Source organism: Dysgonomonas gadei ATCC BAA-286, assembly GCF_000213555.1.
GTDB classification, from domain to species: domain Bacteria; phylum Bacteroidota; class Bacteroidia; order Bacteroidales; family Dysgonomonadaceae; genus Dysgonomonas; species Dysgonomonas gadei.
On the sequence record NZ_GL891981.1, the window covers coordinates 80611 to 103509 of the forward strand.

Consider the following 22899-nt stretch of genomic DNA (forward strand, 5'->3'; position numbering starts at 1 on the left):
AGATGATAGTCGATATAGTAAGAGATGCTTTTCTGAGCTTTTTTGTGGCAATAGGTTTTGCCCTTCTTTTCGAGACTCCCCGAAAAGCTTTGCTTATTGCAGGATTGTTGGGAGGAGTAGGGCATTGTATCCGTTTTGCGCTGTTGCAATCGGATTATGGTTTAGTTGCATCTACACTTTGCGGAACTGTATTCATCGGGCTTGCCGGTATATATTGTGCTCATCGCATACATACACCGCCTGTTGTATTTACGCTTCCGGCCTGTATAACGATGATTCCCGGGTTGTATGCCTATCGTACGATGCTCGGTTGCATCAGGATATACGAAGAGGGGAGTGATATCGAAGGATCATCCTTGTTGCAGGATACTGCATATAACTTTATTCTTACCTCTTCGCTATTGTTTTGTCTGGCTATTGGTATTTGTATTGCAGCTCTGGTTTTTCGGAAGAAGAGTGTGAAGGAGATAAAGAAAATCAAAGATCTGGGGATAAAGATTTTCTGATTTCCAGAGGATGCAGCGAGTGCTTCGTAGTGTTAACAATAACTAATCGATGTAAGAAATCGGGAATCGGGGCGACTAACTGTTTGTATCTAGGTTAAGAGGCTTAACTAAGTGAAAACTAGAAATTAAAGATGGATGCCGGATTGCAACTTGTTCTGACCGATTTACTTAGATGGCAAACACGTAAGCCTCTGGCCTTAAAAAAGCTTATAATCAAGGATTAATTAAAAGGGAAATCCTATGGAAATAAGTTTTTATGTATATTTGTAGGCTTTATCGATTAATTTAACAAATACTCAAATATGAATATAGCTCTCATCGGATATGGTAAAATGGGACATGAAATAGAAAAGATAGCTATTTCGAGAGGTCACAGTATTGTATCTATCATAGATGTAAATAATCCGGACGATTTCGGTTCGCCCGCGTTTAAGAGTGCCGATGTGGCAATTGAATTTTCTACGCCTGACAGTGCAATAGATAATTATAGGAAATGCTTTGCCGCACAAGTCCCTGTGGTTGCAGGTACAACCGGATGGCTCGAGCATATGGATGAAGTGAAAAAAGCGTGTTCGGAAGGCGGACAGACTTTCTTTTACGCATCGAATTATAGTCTGGGAGTAAATATATTCTTTGTATTGAATAAGTATCTGGCGCGGATAATGAATAATTATCCGGATTATGATGTGAAGATGGAGGAGATACATCATATTCATAAACTGGATGCCCCGAGCGGAACAGCTATAACGCTTGCAGAAGGTGTCATTGAAAATATCAGCCGCAAAGAACGGTGGAATCTTGAAGTTGAAGAAAAACAATCAGATCTGGCTATTCATTGTATTCGTGAAGGCGAAGTTCCCGGGATACACGAAATAATATATGAGTCGGAGGCCGATATTATCAGCATCAAGCATGATGCGAAAAGCCGGAAAGGATTTGCTTTGGGTGCAGTCGTTGCCGCCGAATTTACCAAAGGTAAAAAAGGCTTTTTGGGAATGAATGATATGCTTAAATTTTAAAATAAGGTTGTAAACCTGCTTTTACTTAGAATATGGAAAATAACACGAGAAAAGATAGCGCACAACAAAAACGGAAACCCGGTATAAGGCAATGGATATATGCCATCCTTGCCTGCGTATTATGTGTTTTATTTGTTATCTGGACAGGCTATTGGGGAGTATTGATTCTTATCCCCGTTTTTATAGATATCTATATTACGAAATTTATCCCGTGGGGAGCATGGCGCAATGCCAAGAATCCGCATGTGAGGAAAGTGCTCGACTGGGTAGATGCTATTGTTTTCGCATTGGTAGGTGTATGGATCATTAATACATTCTTTTTCCAGAATTACCAGATACCGACTTCGTCTCTTGAAAAATCGCTCTTAGTCGGAGACTTCCTTTGTGTAAGTAAAGTTAGTTACGGGGCGCGTTCTCCGATGACTCCATTTTCACTTCCATTGATGCAGCATACATTTCCTGTTGGCGGATTTAAGTCCTATCTGGAAAAACCGCAATTGGAATATAAACGGTTTACAGGTACAGGGCACATAGAGCGCAATGATATAGTCGTGTTCAACTATCCGTCCGGAGATACGGTAGCACTTAATTATCAGAATGCAGATTATTATGCAATAGCTAAAAAGGTTGGACGTGATGCGGTATGGAGCGATAAAAGGACATATGGAGATATAGTATACAGACCTGTAGACAGACGGGAAAATTATGTAAAACGGTGTGTCGGACTGCCCGGAGAAACGATAGAACTTATAAATGATATTGTTTACATAAATGATAAACCGATTGCCAGCCCGGAGAATATGCAGCTATTGTATTTTATCCAGACAGACGGTACTGAGATAGCTCCAAAGATATTTGAAGAATTAGGAGCCAGCGAGGATGACTATTTGTATACCAACAGTATGGGGCAAAAAATGGTATATTCTTTTAATCCCATGGGGATAGATGGCGCAGACAGTGTGAGGTTGGTCAGCCTCGGATTTAAGTACAATAATGGAGGTTTTGGCCTCGCATATCAGGTTCCTCTGACAAAAGCAATGGTCGAAAAAATAAAAGAAAAACCATTTGTACTGACTGTATTCCCAATGAATGAGTTTAAGAAAAAAGCGGGGATTAAGCGTGATACTAATAATGGCGACTATGTATATCCTCTTACATGGACTCAGGATTGCTATTCGGGAGACTTTCCTAAACTATGGATTCCTAAGCGCGGCGAAACTATAAAATTTGATACAGATGTGGATTACAAAGTCGCGGCTTATATCCGTTGCATCAAAAATTATGAACATAATGATTTTGACTACCGTGACGGCAAAGTGTATATCAACGGGCAGGAAGCCGATTCTTATACATTCAAATACGACTATTACTTTATGATGGGTGATAACCGTGACAATTCAGCCGATTCTCGTGCCTGGGGATTTGTTCCCGAAGACCATGTGGTGGGTAAACCATTATTTATATGGTTGTCTCTGGATAAAGATAAAGGATGGTTTAGTGGTAAGATTCGCTGGAACAGATTATTTACATCGGGGAATAAGACGAAATAGTCCCCCTAAATCCCTTCAGGGGGACTTACAGGGAGGGTAAAGATAAATATTGTTGACTTGTAACTTGTAACAGCCCGTAGGGCGAAGTAACCTGTAACTAATTCAATGTCTTCAAAAAAGAAAAATATATACGTTTATTTGGGCAAAGTAATTCTTGTTACTTTGCTCATTGTTTTATTGGTGCGTACATTCTTCCTTGAATCATTCTCTGTATCTTCCGCACAAATGGAAATGACACTGCTGAAGGGTGATAAGATACTGATAAATAAAACGGCCTATGGTATCCGTATGCCGGTAACTTTATTGAGCATCCCGTTCACTTTCGACAAAATATTCGGGATTAAGTCTTACTCTGCGGCTTTGCAAGCGCCGTATAAAAGGTTTTTTGCACGCAGTGTGGACAGGGATGATATAGTGCTTTTCAATAATCCGCTGGAGACAGATAAACCGCTGGATAAGCGGAGTTTTTTACTTAGCCGTTGCGTCGCTCTGCCCGGAGATTCTCTGCGAGTAGAGAATGGCTTGTTTATTATCAATGGAAAGCCGTATTCGGGCTGCCCGAATACAATAGAAGAATACAGTTTTAAGGCACTAGCTAAAAAAGAACTGGAAGATATAGCTAAGGAGTTGCAGATATTTATACCCGTAGGCACGGCGCAGGGTGATAGTGTAATCACGCACTTGAGTAAGTATGATGCATTTGTGCTGAATGAAAGTTTATCGGATTCGCTTACGCTTGTTCCCTGCAAAAAAGATACGCTGATAAGCCATATGTTCCTTATTCCCTTTAAAGGGAAAATAATAGATATGGATGAAAATAACCTTATTATGTATAAGCAGATGATTTTGCAGGAGCAGAAAGGAAAAGATGTAAGAATAGAGAAAGGAGAACTGTTGATAGATGGTATAAAACAAATGGAATATACTTTTGAAGACAGTTATTATTGGATGTTGTCCGATAACAGCATTCATTCCACAGATTCAAGGTCTATCGGATTCATTCCGTTCAGTAGTATTGTAGGTAAGGCCAGTTTGATTTGGTATAGTTCGGATGAAAACGGCACAAGAAAGGAACGTTGTTTCTCTTCTATAAAATAAGTGACCGATGAAATCAAATAGCATATACCTTTCTTCTGCATACCTCGCTCCGGTTCAGTATTATACCAAGTTTCTTCTTGCCGGCCGTGTTCTTATCGAACAAAACGACAATTATATAAAGCAAACATATCGTAACCGTTGCACCATTGTTTCGGCAAATGGTGGAATATCCCTGTCTATTCCCGTCGAACATTCATCAAAAGATAAGACTTTGATGAAAGATATCAGGATTGCCCAGCATGGCAACTGGCAGCATATGCACTGGAATGCTATTGTATCGGCTTATAATTCGACACCTTTTTTTGAATATTATCAGGACGATTTCTATCCATTCTATCATAAAAAGTTCTCTTTTCTGCTCGATTATAATGAAGAATTAAATAATCTGATTCTCCATTTGTTGGATATAAATCTGCCCCAAATACAACATACGGCGGTTTATAAGACCGAATTTACGGATACGGAGTCTGATTTCAGAGAACTGATCCATCCAAAAAAAGATTGGAAACTGTTGGATGCCGATTTCTCACCTGTACCGTATTATCAGGTCTTTGAGCAAAAATTCGGATTTGTAGCTAATATGAGCATTATTGATTTATTGTTCAATATGGGAAATGAAAGCCAGATAATACTTGCGAATTCAGTTAGGAAAAAATTATGAGTTTTGGGGAAAACTTTATCTATGAATATAGCTAATAGCTTGTAGCCGTTAGCTGACAGTTCTTTGAAGTATTGGGATAAGTAGTAAGAATTAAGTGAAGAACGGAAAATTATACGAGATACAAGTTAATTGAAAAAGGTGTAACCTTTGTTACCTTTTGAGAAAACTGTAGGGGCGAATAAACATTCGCCCGCAATCAATATCGGGCGAATGTTTATTCGCCCCTACAAAGAGAATGCAAAACCTGTTAAGTTTGTCACTTTTTTATGAAAGAGATGCTTCACTCTGTCTGACAAGCTAATTATTAATTTTTCATTCTTAATTATTAATTGTTTTCAGTGTTACCTTTGTTACTTTTTAACCATACACTGTTAACGAATATAAAAAACACAAGTAAAAAATAGAAGAAAAGTTGTCAGATGTGTCAGATTTTAACAAAAAATAGTTAATAAATGAAAATGTCACAATGGGCTGTAAATTGAACTTTGCAACTTAGCGTCTTTGCGCGAGAGTACTGTTAACTGATGACTGTTCGCTGATATATGTGTTACCTGTGTTACTTTTTAACAAGTAGTAAGTTTTAAGAACAGTATTTCTATTTATGGTAAAGTTATTTGTGCGATAGCCAAGCTAACGGCTAATAGCTATCAGCTAAAAGCTGAAATATATGTTACTTTTGTTACCTTTTAGAGGGTTGCATAGATCACATGTATTTTTCCGCTTTCCGTGGTCAGGGGCCTCTGATTGGAGATTGATTTAAGCTATTTTATGTCCTTAGAGACATATTTATGTATAAAACGTTGTATTTTTGCGTAAAACTTGGAAAAACAGATGTTACATTTTTTGAAAAGGCATATCTTATTTTCGCTTATTTTAGTTGCAATTTCCCTGATTGCAGTAGCTTGTGCCAATATGGCATCCCCAACGGGAGGCGCTTACGATCTGGAAGGCCCTAAGGTGGTAAGTAGTAATCCCGGATTTAATGCAACTCAAGTGAAAAAAGGGAAGATAGTCATTGAGTTTGATGAGAATGTTACCATAGAAAGACCTTCGGAAAATGTAATCATTACCCCGCCCCAGAAGGCTTTTCCCGTTATTAATACGGTAAACAGAAAAGTAAATGTGGAGCTTAGGGACACTTTATTGCCGAATACAACATATACAATTGACTTTACAAATTCTATTGTAGATAACAATGAGAAGAATCCGATAGAGAATTTTTCCTTCTCTTTCTCTACAGGCGATGTGGTCGACTCTATGGCCGTATCGGGCAAAGTATTGACGGCAGATAATCTGGAGCCTGTAAAGGGTATTTATGTCGGTCTTCATTCTAACCTGAATGATACTGCTTTTACCAAAACTAAGTTTGAACGCATTTCCCGTACAAATGAATCCGGTGATTTTACCATCCGTGGTGTTGCTCCCGGCAAATATAAGTTGTATGCGCTGGATGATTCTAACCGCGACTATATATATGATAATCCGTCAGAAGCCATTGCTTTTATGGAAACCATCATAGAGCCGGCATCCGAAAGGGCTTCGCGCTTCGATACCACTTATGTGGACAAGGAAAAGAAAGTGATAGATACCGTTGTGGCAGTACAATATACTCGCTTTTTGCCGGATAATATAGTATTACGTACGTTCAAATCCGGCTTTCAGCGGCAGTTCCTGCAAAAACATGAGCGTACTCAAAATAAACTCTCCCTCTTCTTCGGAGCACCTACGGAGATGCCTCAGGTGGAGCCGTTGAACTTTGATGGAAATAAAGACTGGTTCATAATGGAGAGGACGCCTAAGAATGATACTATTACATATTGGATCAAAGACAAAGAGGTGATGGCAATAGATACATTGTCTATCCGGCTTACTTACCTGAAGACAGATACGCTGAATCAATCCCTCCCGGTAACCGATACCCTGACCTTTATGGACAGAACCCGAAAACCGGTAAAAGACGATAAGAAGAAAGAAAAAAAGAAAAAGGAAGGAGAAAGCGACGAGCCTGAGATCACTTTCCTGAACATAGTGAATAACCTTTCTTCTACATGGGATACATACAAAAGTATTTCGTTGTTGTTTGAGGAGCCTATTACGGACACTTTATCCAACAAAATAAAATTGCAGCAGTTGAGGGATACTGTATATCATGATATTCCGTTCCAACTGGAAGCCGATAGTGTGAATCCGAGAAAATATACTATCCGGAATAAATGGGGATATAATAATGAATACCGTATACAAATAGACTCGGCTTCTATATACAGTATATACGGACTATGGAATAATAAGATCGACCAGAAATTTAAAGTCAAGGCCGAAGATCAGTACGGACAGCTTGCTATCAGGGTTGCGGGTATAGATAGTATTCCTTCTTTTATGGAACTTTTAGATAAGTCGGATAAACCAATTCGTAAAACACGAGTCATAGATAATATTGCAGTCTTTAGAGACCTTGACCCGGGGTCATATTATGTACGCATTGTACTCGACAGCAATAATAACGGAATATGGGATACAGGTGATTTCCAGAAAGGCTTACAGCCGGAAATGGTTTGTTATTCTCCGAAGGAATATAAAATAAGGGCATTCTCAGAGGTTTATGACGATGAAGCCTGGGTAATAGACCCTGCCACATTAGGGAAACAGAAACCTTTGGAAATAACTAAGCAGAAGCCTCAGGAAAAAGAATCGAGACGGAAACAACTCGAAGAAAAAGAAGAACAAGAAAATCAGCAGAATAGAGAACGATCGAGAAACTCGACCGATCCGAATTCGAGCAGAAGCAATAATTCCCAATATGGGGCGAGAAGCAATAGTGGACAGAACATGAACAGTGGATACTAATGCCAATCGGTTTTAAATAATAAAAGTATGGTAAAAAGAATTACAGGAATAGTGCTGATGTTATTGGTTTTAGTCAGCATAGAGACTCAGGGGCAAGGTAAGTGTAAAATAAATAACATTTACTTTCAGGCAGGTGAAGAAATGACTTATGACTTATACTTCAAATATGGCCTGATACATACTAAGGCCGGAATATCTACACTGAAGACTGTAGCTGAGAGGTATAATAATACCGATGCCCTTAAGATGACATTGATGGCTCAGTCGACGGGTACTGTAAGGAAAATATTCAGCCTGAGTGATACTTTGTCGTGTTATCTGACAAAAGATTTAGTGCCTCTTGCTTACATTAAGAATGCGGCGGAAGGGAAAGATTATACAAAGGAAAAGGTCACATATACCTATACAGGTGATAAAGTAAGTATAAATACGATAAGGCATAAAAACGGTGATTTTAAATTTAACGAGACACTAACGTCTAACTCCTGTATGTATGATATGATGAGTGTTGTGTATTATGCCCGTACTCTCAATTATTCAGGAATGAAAAAAGGAGAGACAGTTAGAGTCGACTTTATTTCGGGAAAGAAGAAGGTGAATATGGTGATAGAATATGAGGGAATAGAAACCGTAGAGGCAAACGATAATAAAAATTATAGCTGTATAAGACTTACATTGAGTATTATGGATGATGCTTTCAGCGATAAGAAAGAAGCCATGAAAGTGTATATTACCAATGATAATAACCGTATGCCGGTAAGGCTGGACTCTAAATTGAATATTGGCTCTACACGGGCGATGCTCAAAAGCTATAAAGGAAACAGGTACCCTGTACAAACGAAATAAAAGTAAGGCAGCTTCCCGGATTATACCGGAAGCTGCCCTTATATATTTATGCAGTAGCTATTCGAATAAGAATGGCTTAGTATCCTCCAGTTTAGCCCGTTTTTCTTCAAAGAAGAATTTCTCTTCGCCAAAGGCAGGCTTTAACTGATTGAACCATGTTGCTTTCGGGTCGTATTCGGCAAAGAAAGGAATATCCACCCATTTCGGATTTCTGCCTTGTATAAAGCGGAGGACGAATATTTTCTCTCCCTTTATTTCCTGCACGCCCAGCACCTGTATCTTTCCTGCATGATCGCTCATGCTGGGACCTCTTACGGTACGGCACAGACCGCTGACCTGCCTGTAAGCGCGACGGAATATCTGCCAGCACTTTTCCAGTGGCAATTCGAAGTAATGCTTCGATCCGGTATCGCGTGCAATGAACATATAATACGGGATACATCCCAGATCGACCTGTTTGCGCCACATCCTGGCCCATAGTTCGGGCTTGTCATTGATATTGCGCAGGAGAGGTGACTGGGTGCGTATCTGCGATCCTGTCGAGCGAATGCGGGCAATGGCTTGCTTAACGGCTTCGGTAGACAACTCTCTCGGATGGTTGAAATGCGCCTGAAGAGAAAGACTCTTACCCGAACGGTTCACTAATTCGAACAGGCGGATAATATCATCGCTGTCTTTGTCGGTCAGATATCTGTATGGCCAGTATGCCAGAGATTTTGTGCCGATACGGATGGTACGGATATGATCGAATTCCGGTTCGAGGAGAGGTCTTATATAAGCTTCCAGTGTGGACGCATTCATTATCATGGGATCACCACCTGTAAATAGTATATCGGTGACTTCTTTGTGCAGGCGCAGGTACTTGAATAGTAAGTCGGCTTCTTTCATTGCAAATTTCAGTCCGCTCATTCCTGAAAACTGCGGCCACCGGAAACAGAAGGTACAATACGCATGGCACGTCTGTCCCTGGCTGGGGAAGAATAAAACAGTCTCGGGATATTTGTGCTGAATACCTTTCAGCTTTATTTCTCCCAGATAAGGTACGTTGTGTTCTTGTCCTGCCGGATTAGGGTTGAGGGATAACCGTATCTGTTGTATTTTCTCATTTAGTTCTTTTCCATCGAAGTGCTCGTTCAGAAGCCTTTCTACTGCTGCGTAGTGCTTTTTTTCCAGCATGCCCCGCCTTGGGAAGTTCAATGTAAAAATAGGGTCGGTGTCAAGATTATCCCAATCTATCAGTTCATCCACCACATAGTTGTTGGTTTTAAATGGTAATACTCTTCCTACAACTTCGATATCCCTTACCATTTCCTCTGATAATGATGCTATCTGAGGAATGGAAAGAAAGTTGTGGAGAGTATATGATTTCAATACTCTATCCATCTTAATGTTAAAAATTTGATATATTTTGTTGATTTTTTACAATATACGGAAAATATTGCCGTAAGTGGGATTGTCTAAAGACCCTGTTACATATTTTATAGTATTATAACATTTAGAAGTTTGGTCAGTTTTCCATTTTTACGACTAAGATTCCTTATCCTGTATTTTTTCGTTAACCAATTATCTATATTACATTAATGGGTTGATTGATCAATGTGTCAATGAGTAAATATGCTAATACAAGAGGTCTTTGAAATATATGGGAGAGTTGAAGAAAATTTCAAAATTAGCAGATTAAGAAAACGGAAATTAATATTCTGAAAACTGTGTCAAAAGCGTCAGATATGTCAGATTTTAACAAGATAATCATATGTTACTTCGCCTGTAGGACAGTTACAAATTATAAGTAAATAAACGATGAGCCATTGAATAAAAACAGTAATTTTTACTCAACAATATTAAAACAGTAAAAATTTGGAGGAATATTTATTCCTTCACTTTCACGTAAATGAGCTTTGTGCGGCTCTTATCTATATCACGTTCGTCTATTTCAAAAATCTTTTTCTGCGATTTTATCAAAGGGGTTAGTTTTGGGAAGCCATAGTTACGTGAGTCGAAATCGGGACGCTTCTTGATGATCAGGTTACCGACCTCGCCGAGATATGCCCAACCATCATCATCAGCTACATCACGTATTGTGCTTTTGAGTAGTTGGATAAGTTTCTTGTTTACAGGTTCAATATTAGTACTCTTGGTTTCTGTCGATGTTCCCGGTGATTGCGCGTTCTGCTGATTATCCGAATTCTCAAGTATCTCTATGTAAATGAATTTGTCACAGGCTACAATAAAAGGGTTAGGAGTCTTTTTTTCGCCTAATCCGAGTACGAACATACCGGATTCTCTCAATCGCACGGCCAGGCGGGTGAAGTCACTGTCGCTGGATACAAGGCAAAAACCGTCTACTTTGTCGCTATGCAATATATCCATCGCATCTATAATCATGGCAGAATCTGTTGCATTTTTTCCTGTAGTGTAGCTATATTGTTGTATCGGGGTTATGGCATGTTCGAGCAAGGGTTGTTTCCATCCCGAGACAGAAGGTTTTGTCCAATCGCCATAAATGCGTTTGATAGTTGGTATTCCGAATTTGGTTATTTCGTCGAGCATACCTTTTATATTAGAGTAGGGTATATTATCGGCATCTATAAGGACTGCCAGCTTCATATCTGATTTTGGTACCATACATTCAATTGTTAGTTCTTATCAAATATACGGTTTTTTGAAAAATGTAGCTTGTCTTTTTATGAAAAACATTTTTAGGCTTTTCATTTCGAGGTATAATCATCATGCACAAAATGCATGGTTTTATAATAACTGTAACGCAATTTCTGCACAGGCTTCTGCGTCGGCAAGTGCATTGTGATGATTTGTAAGTATATATCCGCAATCTTCGGCTACAGTATGTAATTGATGGTTGGAAAGGTGGCGAAGTTGACGCCTCGATGCGGCCAGTGTACAATAAAACCTGTAATCCGGATAATCCATCCGGTAAGTTTTAAATACGGCTTTCAGGCAAGTTTCATCAAATCCTTTATTATGCGCCACTAAAGGCAATTCTCCAATTAAAGGCTCTATCAGCATCCATACTTTTGAAAAAACATCAGCATTTATAGTATCCTCATATGTAAGGCCATGTACATTGCTGTTTCCGTAAATATAATAATTTGGTTCCGGTTGTATAAGGCTATAGAAGCGGTCACAGATAATTCCGTTCCGGACAATTACGATACCCACACTGCAAACACTCGACATTTGCTCGTTGGCGGTTTCAAAATCTATAGCTGCAAAATCCCGTAACATACTGTTTAATTATCAGGAATAAAATTAGAAAGAATATGCCAGACTGGAAAATTACTATGAGGGTGATTATATATAAAATAGGTTTATCTTTCTTGAATATCTTTATCTATAGGATATAGCTGATAACTCTTTGAAGTTTTGGAATAAGTAGTAAGTATAACGGAGTTCTAATTGTTAACTGTGAAAATATTACCTTTTATAATTTGTCTGATTCTTTATATATACAGATATCAAATATTTTTCGGAATTTACTTTAAATATGCTTATTATGTATTTGGTAAAATAATTATTTAATACTTATTTTACATTATCTAATATCAATTTACATTATGAAAAAAAATCTGACTTTTCTCATTTGTTTTTTTAGCATTACTTTTTCTGTTTTGCATGCAGAAGTAAAGCTACCTCGCATATTTTCAGACAATATGGTGCTTCAACGTGATAAGCCCATAAAGATATGGGGCTGGGCTGATAAGAATGAAACGGTGGAAGTAAGCTTTCTCGATCAGCAAAAAAAGGTAAAAGCCGATAAAAACGGCAATTGGACTATATTGTTAACACCAGTGTCTCACGGAGGACCGTACACCATGCAGGTAAAAGGGAAAAATAATAGTATCACCTTTCAAAATATTCTTATCGGAGAGGTTTGGCTCTGTTCCGGACAGTCGAATATGGAATGGCAGGTAAAAAGCTCAATGAATGCGAAATCAGAGATTAGTAATGCCGATTTTCCCCAAATCCGGTCATTTAATGTTGTGAAAGATCTGGATATGAAACCTAAATCAGATCTCAAGGGTTCATGGGAGGTGTGCTCTCCTGCTACTGTAGGCGATTTTTCAGCTGTTGCATACTTCTTTGCCCGCAAATTGTATCAGGAACTGAATGTTCCGATTGGAATAATCAATTCATCGTGGGGAGGTACAGATATAGAAACATGGACTAGTCCCGAATCTTTTAGTAAGCTGGGCGATATCTTTAAAGAACGATACAAGGCTCTTAATATCACAGATTTTGACAAATTTGCTAAAGAAAGCGAAGAGGGGAAAAAAGCATTTACTCAGGCTATGCTCAATGACCCGGGGGTAGCAGAATCTTGGTTCAATCCAACTCTGAATACAAGCACGTGGAAGAAAATGCAGGTGCCGAAACTTTGGGATGGTGAACTGGGGTCCGTAGATGGTATTTTATGGTTCAGATACGCTCTTACACTTCCGGAGAGTGTTGAAGGAAAATCCGGAACAATACGGCTAGGCCCTATCGATGATAATGATGTAACATGGATAAACGGGATTAAGGTCGGAGAGACAAACGGATATAATATCAATCGTTCGTACGCAGTTCCGGCAAATGTCCTTAAAGCAGGGCAAAATATCATAACAGTGAAAATTGTGGATAATGCCGGTGGCGGTGGCTTATATGGAAAACCTGAAGACCTTACTCTGGATGCCGGTGGAAAATCATACCCTTTGGCCGGAGAATGGTTGTATAAGGTAGCGGTAAGTAATAAGGCCTTCAACTATGTAGAATTTTCTCCGAATATGTACTCATCCTTGCTCTATAATGCAATGATAAATCCGATTATTCAGTATCCGATTAAGGGTGCTATCTGGTATCAGGGAGAGAATAATGCAGGACAGGCTTATAATTACCGTACGCTCTTCCCGAATATGATTACAGACTGGCGAACAAAATGGGGCTATGAGTTTCCATTCTATTGGGTGCAACTGGCCAATTTTATGGCAAAAGACGATGTGCCTCAGGATAGTGACTGGGCTGAACTACGGGAAGCCCAAAGTATGACTTTATCTCTACCAAAAACAGGTGAGGCAGTAATTACAGATATAGGGGAAGCCAATGATATCCACCCTCGTAATAAGCAGGATGTAGGACTTCGACTGGCCTTAAACGCTTTGAATAAAGATTATGGTAAAACAGACATAATCTATTCCGGCCCGACGTTTAAATCGATGGAGGTAGATGGCGATAAGGCAATTATTAGCTTCAACAATATAGGGAAAGGACTCAAATCTACAAGTAAATACGGCTACATAGAGGGATTTGCCATTGCCGGGGCTGATAATAAGTTTGTGTGGGCTAAGGCTTATATTGAAGGAGATAAGGTTATTGTCTATTCCGATAATATATCCAAGCCTGTATCTGTTCGTTACAGCTGGTCGAATAATCCCGATGTGAACTTGTTCAATTCGGAAGGATTGCCGGCAGCTCCGTTCAGAACAGACTGTCTGAAGGGAATTACACAAAGAGATTAAGAAATCAGAATATTAAGGATAAAGAAACCGCCCCAACTACAACTTAGTATGGGGCGGCTATAATTTAAGAATAATTGTCCGATCTTATTTTGCTGCAACGAATACTGCATTTTCAATAGATTGACGGAAAGCAAGGACTCCATCGTTGGAAAGTTCCACCTTTTGTTCCTTTCCATTTGGAAGATAAACGATGGCATTCTTTTCGTCTTCAAATTTAAGAACCTTGGTTGATTCGCCATTAGCGACTGCACTCCAGGTATTGGTAGTCTTGTCATAAACAAGTTCCATTTCCTGTCCTTCTTCGCTCTTGATATTGTATCCGTTTTCCAGTGTTTCAACGGTATAAACCCCGTTTTCACCCTGAACCTTTTTCACAATCCCCGCTTCAACAGGATTTTCACCCGACCAGAATTCAATAGAGTTGATAACAAGGATATCGGCCAGCATACAAACCTCATACACGGGTACGATCCATAATGCTACAAATACAACCTCGTTAACGAACTTATTGTCTATAGTCTGATTCCATGCCAACACTTTCTTCGAAAGATTGAATGAACCAATACATGAGCTGAATAATAGTGTTCCTGCAAGAGCTATTGCAGCCACTGAAAAGAATCTCTTTTTCATAAAATTGTGCTTGTGATTAATTAAACATCTGAACAAAGATATAATAAAAATATATTAATAACCTTGGAGGTTCATTTTTTATTGCGAGGATGATGTTCTATTATTTCCTGGCGGAGATATTCTCTGTCCATGTGGGTGTATATCTCGGTTGTCGTGATTTTCTCATGGCCCAGCATCAACTGGATAGCCCGTATATTAGCTCCCCCTTCGAGCAAATGTGTGGCAAATGAATGCCGGAAAGTATGGGGACTAATCGTCTTTTTTATTCCGGCCTGATCTGCATATTGCTTTATAAAATGGAATACCATGATACGGGAAATGGCTGTTCCTCTCTTGCTTAGGAAGAGGATGTCTTCCGATCCTTTCTTTATATCCATTTCCCTTCGGTAGTACAGATATTTTTCGATTTCATTTATTGCAGTATGGGAGATGGGCACGAGCCGTTGTTTGCTTCCTTTCCCCTCCACCTTTATAAAACCTTCGTCGAAAAACAGATCAGAGAATTTCAGATTCGTAAGTTCTGATATTCGCAAGCCACAGCTATAGAGAACTTCAAGAATAGCCCTGTTGCGTTGCCCCTCTTTTGTGGAAAGATCAATTACGGACATCAGCTTTTCTATTTCGTCAAGTGAAAGCACAGTCGGTAGCTTTAATCCGATCTTGGGTGTTTCCAGTAATTCGGTGGGATCTGCCTGCATATAGCCATCTAAGACCAGAAAATTATAGAACGATTTTATACCCGATATAATGCGGGCTACCGACCGGGCATTGATACCCAAATCGTAAAGCTGGGCGATGAACTGCTGCAAGTCGTCGAGTTTCATCTCTTCCGCTTTCAACCCTTCATTTTCCAAAAAGCCGGAAAGCTTATCCAGATCGGTCATATATGCATCTATCGAATTGGGCGAAAGAGACTTTTCCAGCAATAAATAGTTCCTGTATTTCTTTATTATGTTATCTTTTGTTTCCATCGATACTTGAATATAAGTACAAATATATATCTTTGCAATGTGAGTTTAATCAAACAGTATTGACTTAATCTCTTTTCAACGTATGGCTATTCTGAAATCAGCATTCAACTATCTTATATCCAGATATACAAAAGTTCAACTACTTATAATTCTGGTTATCATTATATTTGGCTTCTTTATAAGCGAGAGCAGCATTTTTGCCCGTTTTAGTTACGATGCCAAGATCATGGAACTTAACAGCCAGATCGAGCATTATCGCAATAAAACAATCGAAGATAAGCAAAAATTGCAGGAACTTCAGTCGGATAAAGACCGTATTGAGAAGTTTGCCAGGGAGAATTACCTGATGAAGAAACCCGATGAGGATGTTTTCCTTGTAGAATAAATCAACTGATGAAAATAAATCCAAAACTAAAGAACTCCATTTTCCAGATATCGGCTCTCCTTATTCTTCTTGCTGCTATCATTTATTACTTCGATCCTGCTATTGCCAAATATGTAATGGTTGTAGGTGTAATCGGTTTTGCCGCTACTACTGTCATTACTCCATATCCCGGCAAGAGCCTTCGCGGAAAACGGCTTTTCAATATCCAGATATTCGCCGTATTGCTTATGATTGCATCTACTGTCCTTCTGTTTATGAATATAAATGGCTGGGTAGTAACTCTCCTTATCGCCGCTCTTCTTACATTATATGCTGCCATAGCCATGTCGATGGCGCACAAGAAAGAGCAAGAGGACAATAAAAAGTAACAAAGGTGACAGCCTTTACGCATTCTAATTATTGAATCCTTAAACATTAAATTTTTAAATCCTAAATCTAACACTTCAAAGAGCTATAAGCTAATAGTTAACGGCTAAAAGCTATATATAGATAAAGCTTTTCCAAATATATTCATAAGAAAAGGGATTGCCTACGCTATAGATAATCCCTTCCCAATCTTCATCTAACATGAACCCATCACTTTAAGTGAAGAACCTCATTTTATTTTATGGTTTCATACCCATTGCACGGGTATATCCTTCATTTTTGGTACAGTTTTTAAACTTCATATTTTCCAGCAAGTCTGTCATTGCTTTTTTTACCAATTCCTGATCTGGTCTAACCTTGCGTATCTTCTCAAAAGTGGCTCTGTCTTGTTTGGTATATTCCGATATAAGATCCCAATTTTCGGGTTTAGGTATGGTTACCATACAACTGTTAGGTACCATTTTCTTATATGGCCAGTAGTGCCATCCTATGTTATTGCGCTCCATCAGGCGGGTCCATCCGGCTATCCACTCATGTGTGTTTTCTCCTGTTTCACCCATATATATAGGTAAGTTCACGCTATCCCTGAAATGTACAAAGTCCTGAATGTTAGCCTGTAATGTGTCGCACCAGTAACGGTGACAGGTATACATCAGCTTGTCGTCGAACTTAGAGTCTTTGAATATACTGAAATTGCCGTTCCACTGCGCACCGCCAAGAAGGACAATATGGTTTTTGTCAACTGTACGGATTGCTTCCACGCATCTTTTGTAAAGAGGCTCCAGTGAATCGTTCAGGTGTGCATTACCTTCCATAAAGTAGTGTGCGATAGGCTCGTTCAATAAGTCGTATCCTAAAATTATCGTGTCGTTTGCATAGTGTGAAGCCACGTTTTTCCATATATCGCAAAATTGAGCCTTACTGCCTTCGTCGGTCATTAGCCAGGGAAAGCCATAACTGTCATCTATATTGTCCCCGGTCTGTCCGCCCGGAGCGTCGTGCATATCCAGTATGACATACAGGTTTTGCTGGCGGCACCATTCCACTACCTGGTCGATAAGTTCTAACCCGTCGTGTGAAGAATCCAGTCCCATATAGTCTTCGTTAGTAAACAGCTTGTAATGGAACGGTATCCTTATGGAGTTCATTCCTGTCTGTTTTATATATTTAATATCATCTTCCGTGATATAGTTCTTTTTAAACTCTTTCCAGAAGCGGCTTGTAAAATCCGGACCAACCATTTCGCAGAAAGCCTCGTTTATCGTCCTGTAAGAGGCTGCTTCCGATCCGAAGAAAAACATATAGCCTTCAGGATTGAGCCAGTTACCCAGATTAATCCCCTGTATAAGAAATTTTTCTCCATTTGGCTTTACCAGGTTTGGCCCCTCTACACGGAGAAAGCGTCCTGCATTGTCCGGCGTGGCTTCTTTTGGTTGACAAGCTGCCAGTATAAGTGGCAGTAATAGTGTGTAAATTAGTCTTTTCATAAAGTAAAGGTCTTTTGCTTTAATATTTTGTTATATCTCTTTATTCGTTCATTTTCAGAACGAATAAAATTTAAACAGGCCTAAATTGTTAAAAAAAGGTGACATATGTAACACATTTTTCATTTTTCTACACCTGTTACTTTTGCCCGCTCTGTAACATTCACTAAGGGCAGAGCTTTTTATATCTTATAGATAAACTTTTTTGATTTTAATGAAAGAAAAGGCATAGGATAAATGACTATGAAAAAATATATGTGTGTTCCTATGCCTTTTGTTAATCCACTTTATTCTGTCACAGAAAAAGTACTCTTAAGCGAGGCGTTACTGTCACCACCAATCCAAATATTAAAATCGCCCGCCTCCGTTCTTTTAATCAAATCGCGACCATAGAATGCCAGATCGTCTGCCGATAATTTAAATTCTATTATTTTGCTTTCTCCCGCCTTTAACGCGACACGCTGGAATCCTTTCAGTTCTCTTACCGGGCGCACCACAGATCCTACAATATCCTGAACATAAAGTTGGGCAACTTCCGTACCGTCTACATTGCCTGTATTTTTTAATGTCACTTTCGCTGTCAGTGTTCCGTTCATCGGGATAGAAGCCGAAGACAAAGTAAGTCCCGAATATTCGAACGTACTGTAAGAGAGTCCGTATCCGAACGGATAAAGGGGATCTTTACCCGAATCCAGATAGAAAGAGGTGTTTCCCAGAGAAGTCTGTCCTGCTTCCAGTTCTATTTCGTCCAAACCCATTACCTTTTCGGGAGCAGGGCGTCCTGTGCTGTTGTGATTATAATACATAGGTATCTGCCCCACTTCGCGGACAAATGTAGCCGGGAGTTTACCGCTCGGGTTCGCTTTTCCAAACAAAAGGTCGAAGATGGCAGGGCCACCCATTGTTCCCGGATGGAAATTAAACAGCACGGCATCGGCAAAAGGCAGATCGCGTTCGATAGTCAAAGGACGACCTGCCATGATAACCAAAACAACCGGTTTTCCAGTACTTTTTACCGCTTTTAATAGTTCTGATTGCACTCCTATGAGGTTTATATTTGAAAGAGAATGAGCCTCTCCTGACAAGATGGATTCTTCGCCCAGAAAGACGACAGCTACATCGGCAGAGGCTGCAGCCTGCTTTGCTTTCTCAAAATTAGCAGTATTCTTCTCCCTCGAAAAGTCCAGAGCCGGCTCATACACATACCTGATATGCTTGTAATCCCCTTTGAGGGCACCTATCGGCGTTACTGTATGATTCTTATCACCATCGAAAATCCATGTTCCGAGTTGGTCGTGCGGAGCATTTGCCATAGGTCCGATAACCGCTATTTTCTTGCTTTCAGCCAACGGTAATGTATTATTATCGTTCTTCAGCAATATGGCAGATTCCACAGCCGCTTGTCTTGCGGCCTTCATATGTGCATCTGCATACATTACAGAAGCCTTGTTGGTGTCTACGTATGGATTTTCGAACAATCCCATCCTGAACTTAATGCGTAGAATGTTGCGGACTGCATTATCGACCGTCGCTACCGACACTTTACCTTCTTTTATCAGTTCGGGCAGGTATTTGAGATAAGCACCCGTTACCATTTCCATATCCAGACCGGCATTAGCCGATATTTCGGCAGCCTGTTTATCGTTCTTGGCAAACCCGTGAGCGATCATTTCGCCTATCGAAGCCCAGTCCGATACAACGAAACCATCGAATTTCCATTCGTCACGAAGGATGTTTTTCAGAATATAATCGTTCCCTGATGCCGGGATTCCGTCATTGTCGTTGAACGAGGTCATTAATGTGGCCGCACCCGCCTTGATGGAATTGTGGAAAGGAGGCAGATATATATTGCGCATCAGGTGCGGAGGTATATTTGTGCTATTGTAGTCACGTCCGCCTTCGGCTGCACCGTAACCGATAAAATGCTTTACGCAGGCTGCGATAGCGTTAGGATCACCCAGATTACCGTTGCCCTGAAAGCCCCTTACCATAGCGGCTCCCAGTTGCCCTCCCAGATAAGGGTCTTCTCCCAGACTCTCGGCAATACGTCCCCAACGGGCATCACGCGAGATGTCGAGCATAGGGGCAAAAGTCCAGTTTACACCTGTCGAACGGGCTTCTATGGCTGCTATGCGTGCACCGTCTTCTACCAGTTGCGGATTGAATGAAGCAGCCTGTCCCAATGGTATAGGGAATATTGTCTTGAATCCGTGTATGACATCACGCCCGATAATCATAGGTATTCCCAGGCGGCTCTCGTCCATCGCTGCCTTTTGCAGTCTATTCACCATCACCGGATCGGTAATATTCAGTAATGAACCTATTTTTCCATCCCTGATCGGCTGGGTGATATTATTATCCAGCATCTTGGCTGCTTCGGCCTTGATAAGGGCTATTTTCTCTGCTTTGGTCATTTCGGAAGGCTTCTTCTGCCCTTGTCCTCCGGCAATACCCATCCTGACGAGGAATGTATCCATGTCATCGTCGCTGTATTGGGCGATTGCTTTATCATCGACAGCGAAGAAGCTGACCTGATTCATTTGCCCTATTTTTTCTTCCAGCGTCATCTTGGATAACAGATCCTCGACCCGTTTTTCAATATTATTCTGGGCATAGCCCGCCGGGAATATACCGGACAGGATAAATGCACCTAATAATCCTAGTTTCCTTACTTTCATAACTTATTTTTTTTACTACAATTTACTTCTTTAGGGATAGCCTGTAAGAGGCTCTATTTTGTCCAGCGATAAGATACTACACCTCTTGAAGGAACTTCGTAAGTAAACTTTTTAGAGCCACTGTTTACTGTAATCTTTTTGTTCCCGCTGGTATTATTCATCAATACCAGAGCATATGTGCCATCGGTATTTTCGAAAGCCGAATAGATAATGCCCGACTCGGTATTACCTTCCGAACCTATCCGGGTAGCTCCCGGCTTCACTACTGAAGCCAGATGACCAATAATATAATAATGTGAATTCCGTTTTATGTCCTTGAAGTTACCCCTGAAAATGTCTACTGCGCCATAGCAGGTCTGGCAACCTCCCGGACGATTAGGCCCCATATCGCTGTCGAGCATCAGATTCCATACAATCACGGCTTTGCACCAGCGGTTTACTGTACCCAGAGCTACATATTCCATATCTGCCATCAGGCGAACGGAGAGATCCTGTCCGTTGTTCCATGTGCCAATGGACGTTTCCGTAAAGATAAGCTCCTTGCCGGGGGCTTGCTGGTGGACGTAGTTAAGTGCATCTATCTGCCCTCCGTAATCGTGGAATGCCGCCCCTGCCACTACGTCATTATCTACTCCGCTTTTGTAAATATTGAGGGGATAATCAGCTACGTCATAGTTGTGGTCGTACAGATAGACTTTTGTTCCAAGTCCCGATGCCTTGATTTTGGGTGCAAGATGCAGATTGACAAACTCGCCCATTTCTTCCCAGTCCATATGGAGTGATGCCGAATTGCCATCATTCAAAGGTTCGTTTTGTGGAGTAACGGATGTAATATTTATCCCCTGAGCCTTGAATGCCTGTATCCATTTAATGAAATAATCAGCATAGTCTCCGTAATACTCTTTCTTCAGGTGTCCGCCTGTCCATGGGTTATCATCTACCCGTTCTTTCATCCATATGGGACAAGTCCAGGGAGATGCCAGTATTTTTATAGTGGGGTTGATAGCGATTATTTCTTTCAAAACGGGGATGACATAGTCGGTTTCTTCCGGAGTCAGACCAAATCCGGCCTCCTTATCGTCCCAGCAGGTATATTCACTCAATGAAAAATCTGAACAGCCGATGGCAACACGGATATAACTGTATCCCATGCCCTCTGTAGGAGAAAATGTCTCTGTAAGAAATTTTTTACGGTTCTCAGCTGTCATTTTCAATAGGTTGAATGCACTGGAGCCTGTTACGGCAGCTCCGAATCCGTCCATCGTCTGAAAACGTTCCGTGGGTTTCAATGTGATAGACATCGCAGACTGCTCATCGCTGAAATCCACAGCCTGTTTCTTGAAATCCTGCGAGCGGTTGCTGGTAGTTACATACATTGAAACGTCGCCTTTCGGATCTTCAGCCGGGGGATTCTCGGAACCATCACTACATGCAAATAAGGAAGCGATAGTAAGCGACAGGATTGATATGTTGATCATATATTTCATATTATTTATTTTGCTTTTTGATATACTCTGACATATTCTACTTCGTAGCGGGCAGGGAATATATTAGGGTCTATGCCTTCCAGCCCTCCCCAGTTGCCGCCTATTGCCAGATTTAATTTTAAATAAAAAGGTTCATTGAATGGCCATGTGTTCTTATTATTTGCATGGTCATTGGCAAATGAAAAATATTCGACACCGTCGATATAGGCTGTTATCTTGTCTTCTGTCCAGAGCAGCCCGTAAGTATAAAATTTACGCTCGGCTCCCGGAGCTGTGCGTGTAGCTGTTTTTTCTGTACCTGCTACGTGGTTGTAGTCCTTGGTGTGTACCGAGGCCTGTGTTACATCCGGACGATAACCTACATATTCCATAATGTCGATCTCTCCGTCCAGAGGCCAGCTTTGAAAGTTTTTCGGCATCATCCAGAAGGCTGCCCAGGTACCTTTTCCTCCGGGTACTTTAGCCCTCATTTCGAAGTAGCCGTATTTCCATGATTCTACTGTATTCATACGTGCCGAGATGATATCGGCCCCTTCATGTGGTACAGTCAGTTTATGAGCGGTGATGGTCAGCATTCCGTTCTGTACTTTAGCTACGGTATCATTTCCCAATACTCTATCGATATAGTATTGGGGTTCGTTATTTCCCCAACCGTTATTTCCGGTCTCGAACCACCATTTATTATCCGGTAGCCCGTTGGAAGTATTATCGAACTCATCGCTCCATACCAGGCTATAGCCTTCCGGAGCATATCCATCCGGTTTCTCCGGTTCTTCTTCTCCATTGAAATTATCTTTAGCGCAAGCGGATAATGAGCATAATAGAATGGCTGATATGAATAAAAATATATGTTTCATT

General features: G+C 40.5%; 19 protein-coding genes. 10 read left to right on the plus strand and 9 right to left on the minus strand.

What is annotated here, in order from left to right; all coding sequences use genetic code 11:
* Positions 1–2: 2 nt before the first annotated feature.
* From HMPREF9455_RS07105 to HMPREF9455_RS07135, 7 genes are all read left to right on the plus strand, one after another.
* Positions 3–506 (plus strand): threonine/serine exporter family protein, encoded by a 504-nt coding sequence (locus HMPREF9455_RS07105; RefSeq protein WP_006798957.1) that lies wholly within the window; start codon positions 3–5, stop codon positions 504–506.
* Between the two features lie 302 nt (positions 507–808).
* Complete coding sequence (dapB, locus tag HMPREF9455_RS07110; protein ID WP_006798958.1) at positions 809–1525, plus strand: 4-hydroxy-tetrahydrodipicolinate reductase; 717 nt, start codon at positions 809–811, stop codon at positions 1523–1525.
* Between the two features lie 32 nt (positions 1526–1557).
* Positions 1558–3075, plus strand: coding sequence for a S26 family signal peptidase (locus HMPREF9455_RS07115; RefSeq protein ID WP_006798959.1), 1518 nt, complete (start codon positions 1558–1560; stop codon positions 3073–3075).
* A 138-nt stretch (positions 3076–3213) separates the two neighbouring features.
* Complete coding sequence (gene lepB, locus HMPREF9455_RS07120) at positions 3214–4173, plus strand: signal peptidase I (protein WP_157256593.1); 960 nt, start codon at positions 3214–3216, stop codon at positions 4171–4173.
* A gap of 7 nt (positions 4174–4180) precedes the next feature.
* A complete protein-coding gene (locus HMPREF9455_RS07125) occupies positions 4181–4834 on the plus strand; it encodes a WbqC family protein (RefSeq protein ID WP_006798961.1) in 654 nt (217 codons plus the stop codon).
* A gap of 831 nt (positions 4835–5665) precedes the next feature.
* The gene (locus tag HMPREF9455_RS07130; RefSeq protein WP_006798962.1) at positions 5666–7681 is read left to right on the plus strand and encodes an Ig-like domain-containing protein; all 2016 of its coding nucleotides are present in this window, start codon (positions 5666–5668) and stop codon (positions 7679–7681) included.
* Positions 7682–7708: 27 nt separating this feature from the next.
* Positions 7709–8527, plus strand: coding sequence for a DUF3108 domain-containing protein (locus HMPREF9455_RS07135; protein WP_006798963.1), 819 nt, complete (start codon positions 7709–7711; stop codon positions 8525–8527).
* A gap of 57 nt (positions 8528–8584) precedes the next feature.
* On the opposite strand, the gene HMPREF9455_RS07140 is transcribed toward HMPREF9455_RS07135, so the two are convergent.
* The 3 genes from HMPREF9455_RS07140 to HMPREF9455_RS07150 all read right to left on the minus strand — a co-directional run bounded on the left by HMPREF9455_RS07140 (position 8585) and on the right by HMPREF9455_RS07150 (position 11770).
* The gene (locus HMPREF9455_RS07140) at positions 8585–9910 is read right to left on the minus strand and encodes a KamA family radical SAM protein (RefSeq protein ID WP_006798964.1); all 1326 of its coding nucleotides are present in this window, start codon (positions 9908–9910) and stop codon (positions 8585–8587) included.
* Between the two features lie 486 nt (positions 9911–10396).
* Positions 10397–11152, minus strand: a complete 756-nt coding sequence (locus tag HMPREF9455_RS07145; RefSeq protein WP_006798965.1) for an NYN domain-containing protein — start codon at positions 11150–11152, stop codon at positions 10397–10399.
* A 123-nt stretch (positions 11153–11275) separates the two neighbouring features.
* Positions 11276–11770, minus strand: a complete 495-nt coding sequence (locus HMPREF9455_RS07150) for a 3'-5' exonuclease (protein ID WP_006798966.1) — start codon at positions 11768–11770, stop codon at positions 11276–11278.
* 329 nt (positions 11771–12099) lie between these two features.
* On the opposite strand from HMPREF9455_RS07150, the gene HMPREF9455_RS07155 reads away from it, so the two are divergent.
* Positions 12100–14040, plus strand: coding sequence for a sialate O-acetylesterase (locus HMPREF9455_RS07155; protein ID WP_006798967.1), 1941 nt, complete (start codon positions 12100–12102; stop codon positions 14038–14040).
* Positions 14041–14124: 84 nt separating this feature from the next.
* Here HMPREF9455_RS07155 and HMPREF9455_RS07160 read toward each other — a convergent pair whose 3' ends face one another.
* Both HMPREF9455_RS07160 and xerD read right to left on the minus strand, forming a co-directional pair.
* Positions 14125–14670 (minus strand): DUF3332 domain-containing protein, encoded by a 546-nt coding sequence (locus HMPREF9455_RS07160; protein ID WP_006798968.1) that lies wholly within the window; start codon positions 14668–14670, stop codon positions 14125–14127.
* Positions 14671–14741: 71 nt separating this feature from the next.
* Complete coding sequence (xerD, locus tag HMPREF9455_RS07165) at positions 14742–15641, minus strand: site-specific tyrosine recombinase XerD (protein ID WP_006798969.1); 900 nt, start codon at positions 15639–15641, stop codon at positions 14742–14744.
* An 82-nt stretch (positions 15642–15723) separates the two neighbouring features.
* Between xerD and HMPREF9455_RS07170 the strand changes: the two genes are divergently transcribed.
* Positions 15724–16026 carry an FtsB family cell division protein gene (locus tag HMPREF9455_RS07170; protein WP_006798970.1) on the plus strand — a complete coding sequence of 101 codons (303 nt, stop codon included), beginning with the start codon at positions 15724–15726 and terminating at the stop codon, positions 16024–16026.
* 8 nt (positions 16027–16034) lie between these two features.
* Positions 16035–16394 carry a hypothetical protein gene (locus HMPREF9455_RS07175; protein ID WP_006798971.1) on the plus strand — a complete coding sequence of 120 codons (360 nt, stop codon included), beginning with the start codon at positions 16035–16037 and terminating at the stop codon, positions 16392–16394.
* A gap of 237 nt (positions 16395–16631) precedes the next feature.
* On the opposite strand, the gene HMPREF9455_RS07180 is transcribed toward HMPREF9455_RS07175, so the two are convergent.
* The 4 genes from HMPREF9455_RS07180 to HMPREF9455_RS07195 form a co-directional block, all read right to left on the minus strand.
* Complete coding sequence (locus tag HMPREF9455_RS07180; protein ID WP_006798973.1) at positions 16632–17879, minus strand: glycoside hydrolase family 5 protein; 1248 nt, start codon at positions 17877–17879, stop codon at positions 16632–16634.
* Between the two features lie 284 nt (positions 17880–18163).
* The gene (bglX, locus tag HMPREF9455_RS07185) at positions 18164–20554 is read right to left on the minus strand and encodes a beta-glucosidase BglX (RefSeq protein WP_006798974.1); all 2391 of its coding nucleotides are present in this window, start codon (positions 20552–20554) and stop codon (positions 18164–18166) included.
* A gap of 53 nt (positions 20555–20607) precedes the next feature.
* On the minus strand, positions 20608–22032 hold the full coding sequence (locus HMPREF9455_RS07190) for an endo-1,6-beta-glucanase (protein ID WP_044215744.1): 1425 nt from the start codon (positions 22030–22032) through the stop codon (positions 20608–20610).
* A gap of 14 nt (positions 22033–22046) precedes the next feature.
* Positions 22047–22898, minus strand: a complete 852-nt coding sequence (locus HMPREF9455_RS07195; RefSeq protein WP_006798976.1) for a glycoside hydrolase family 16 protein — start codon at positions 22896–22898, stop codon at positions 22047–22049.
* Position 22899 lies beyond the last annotated feature (1 nt).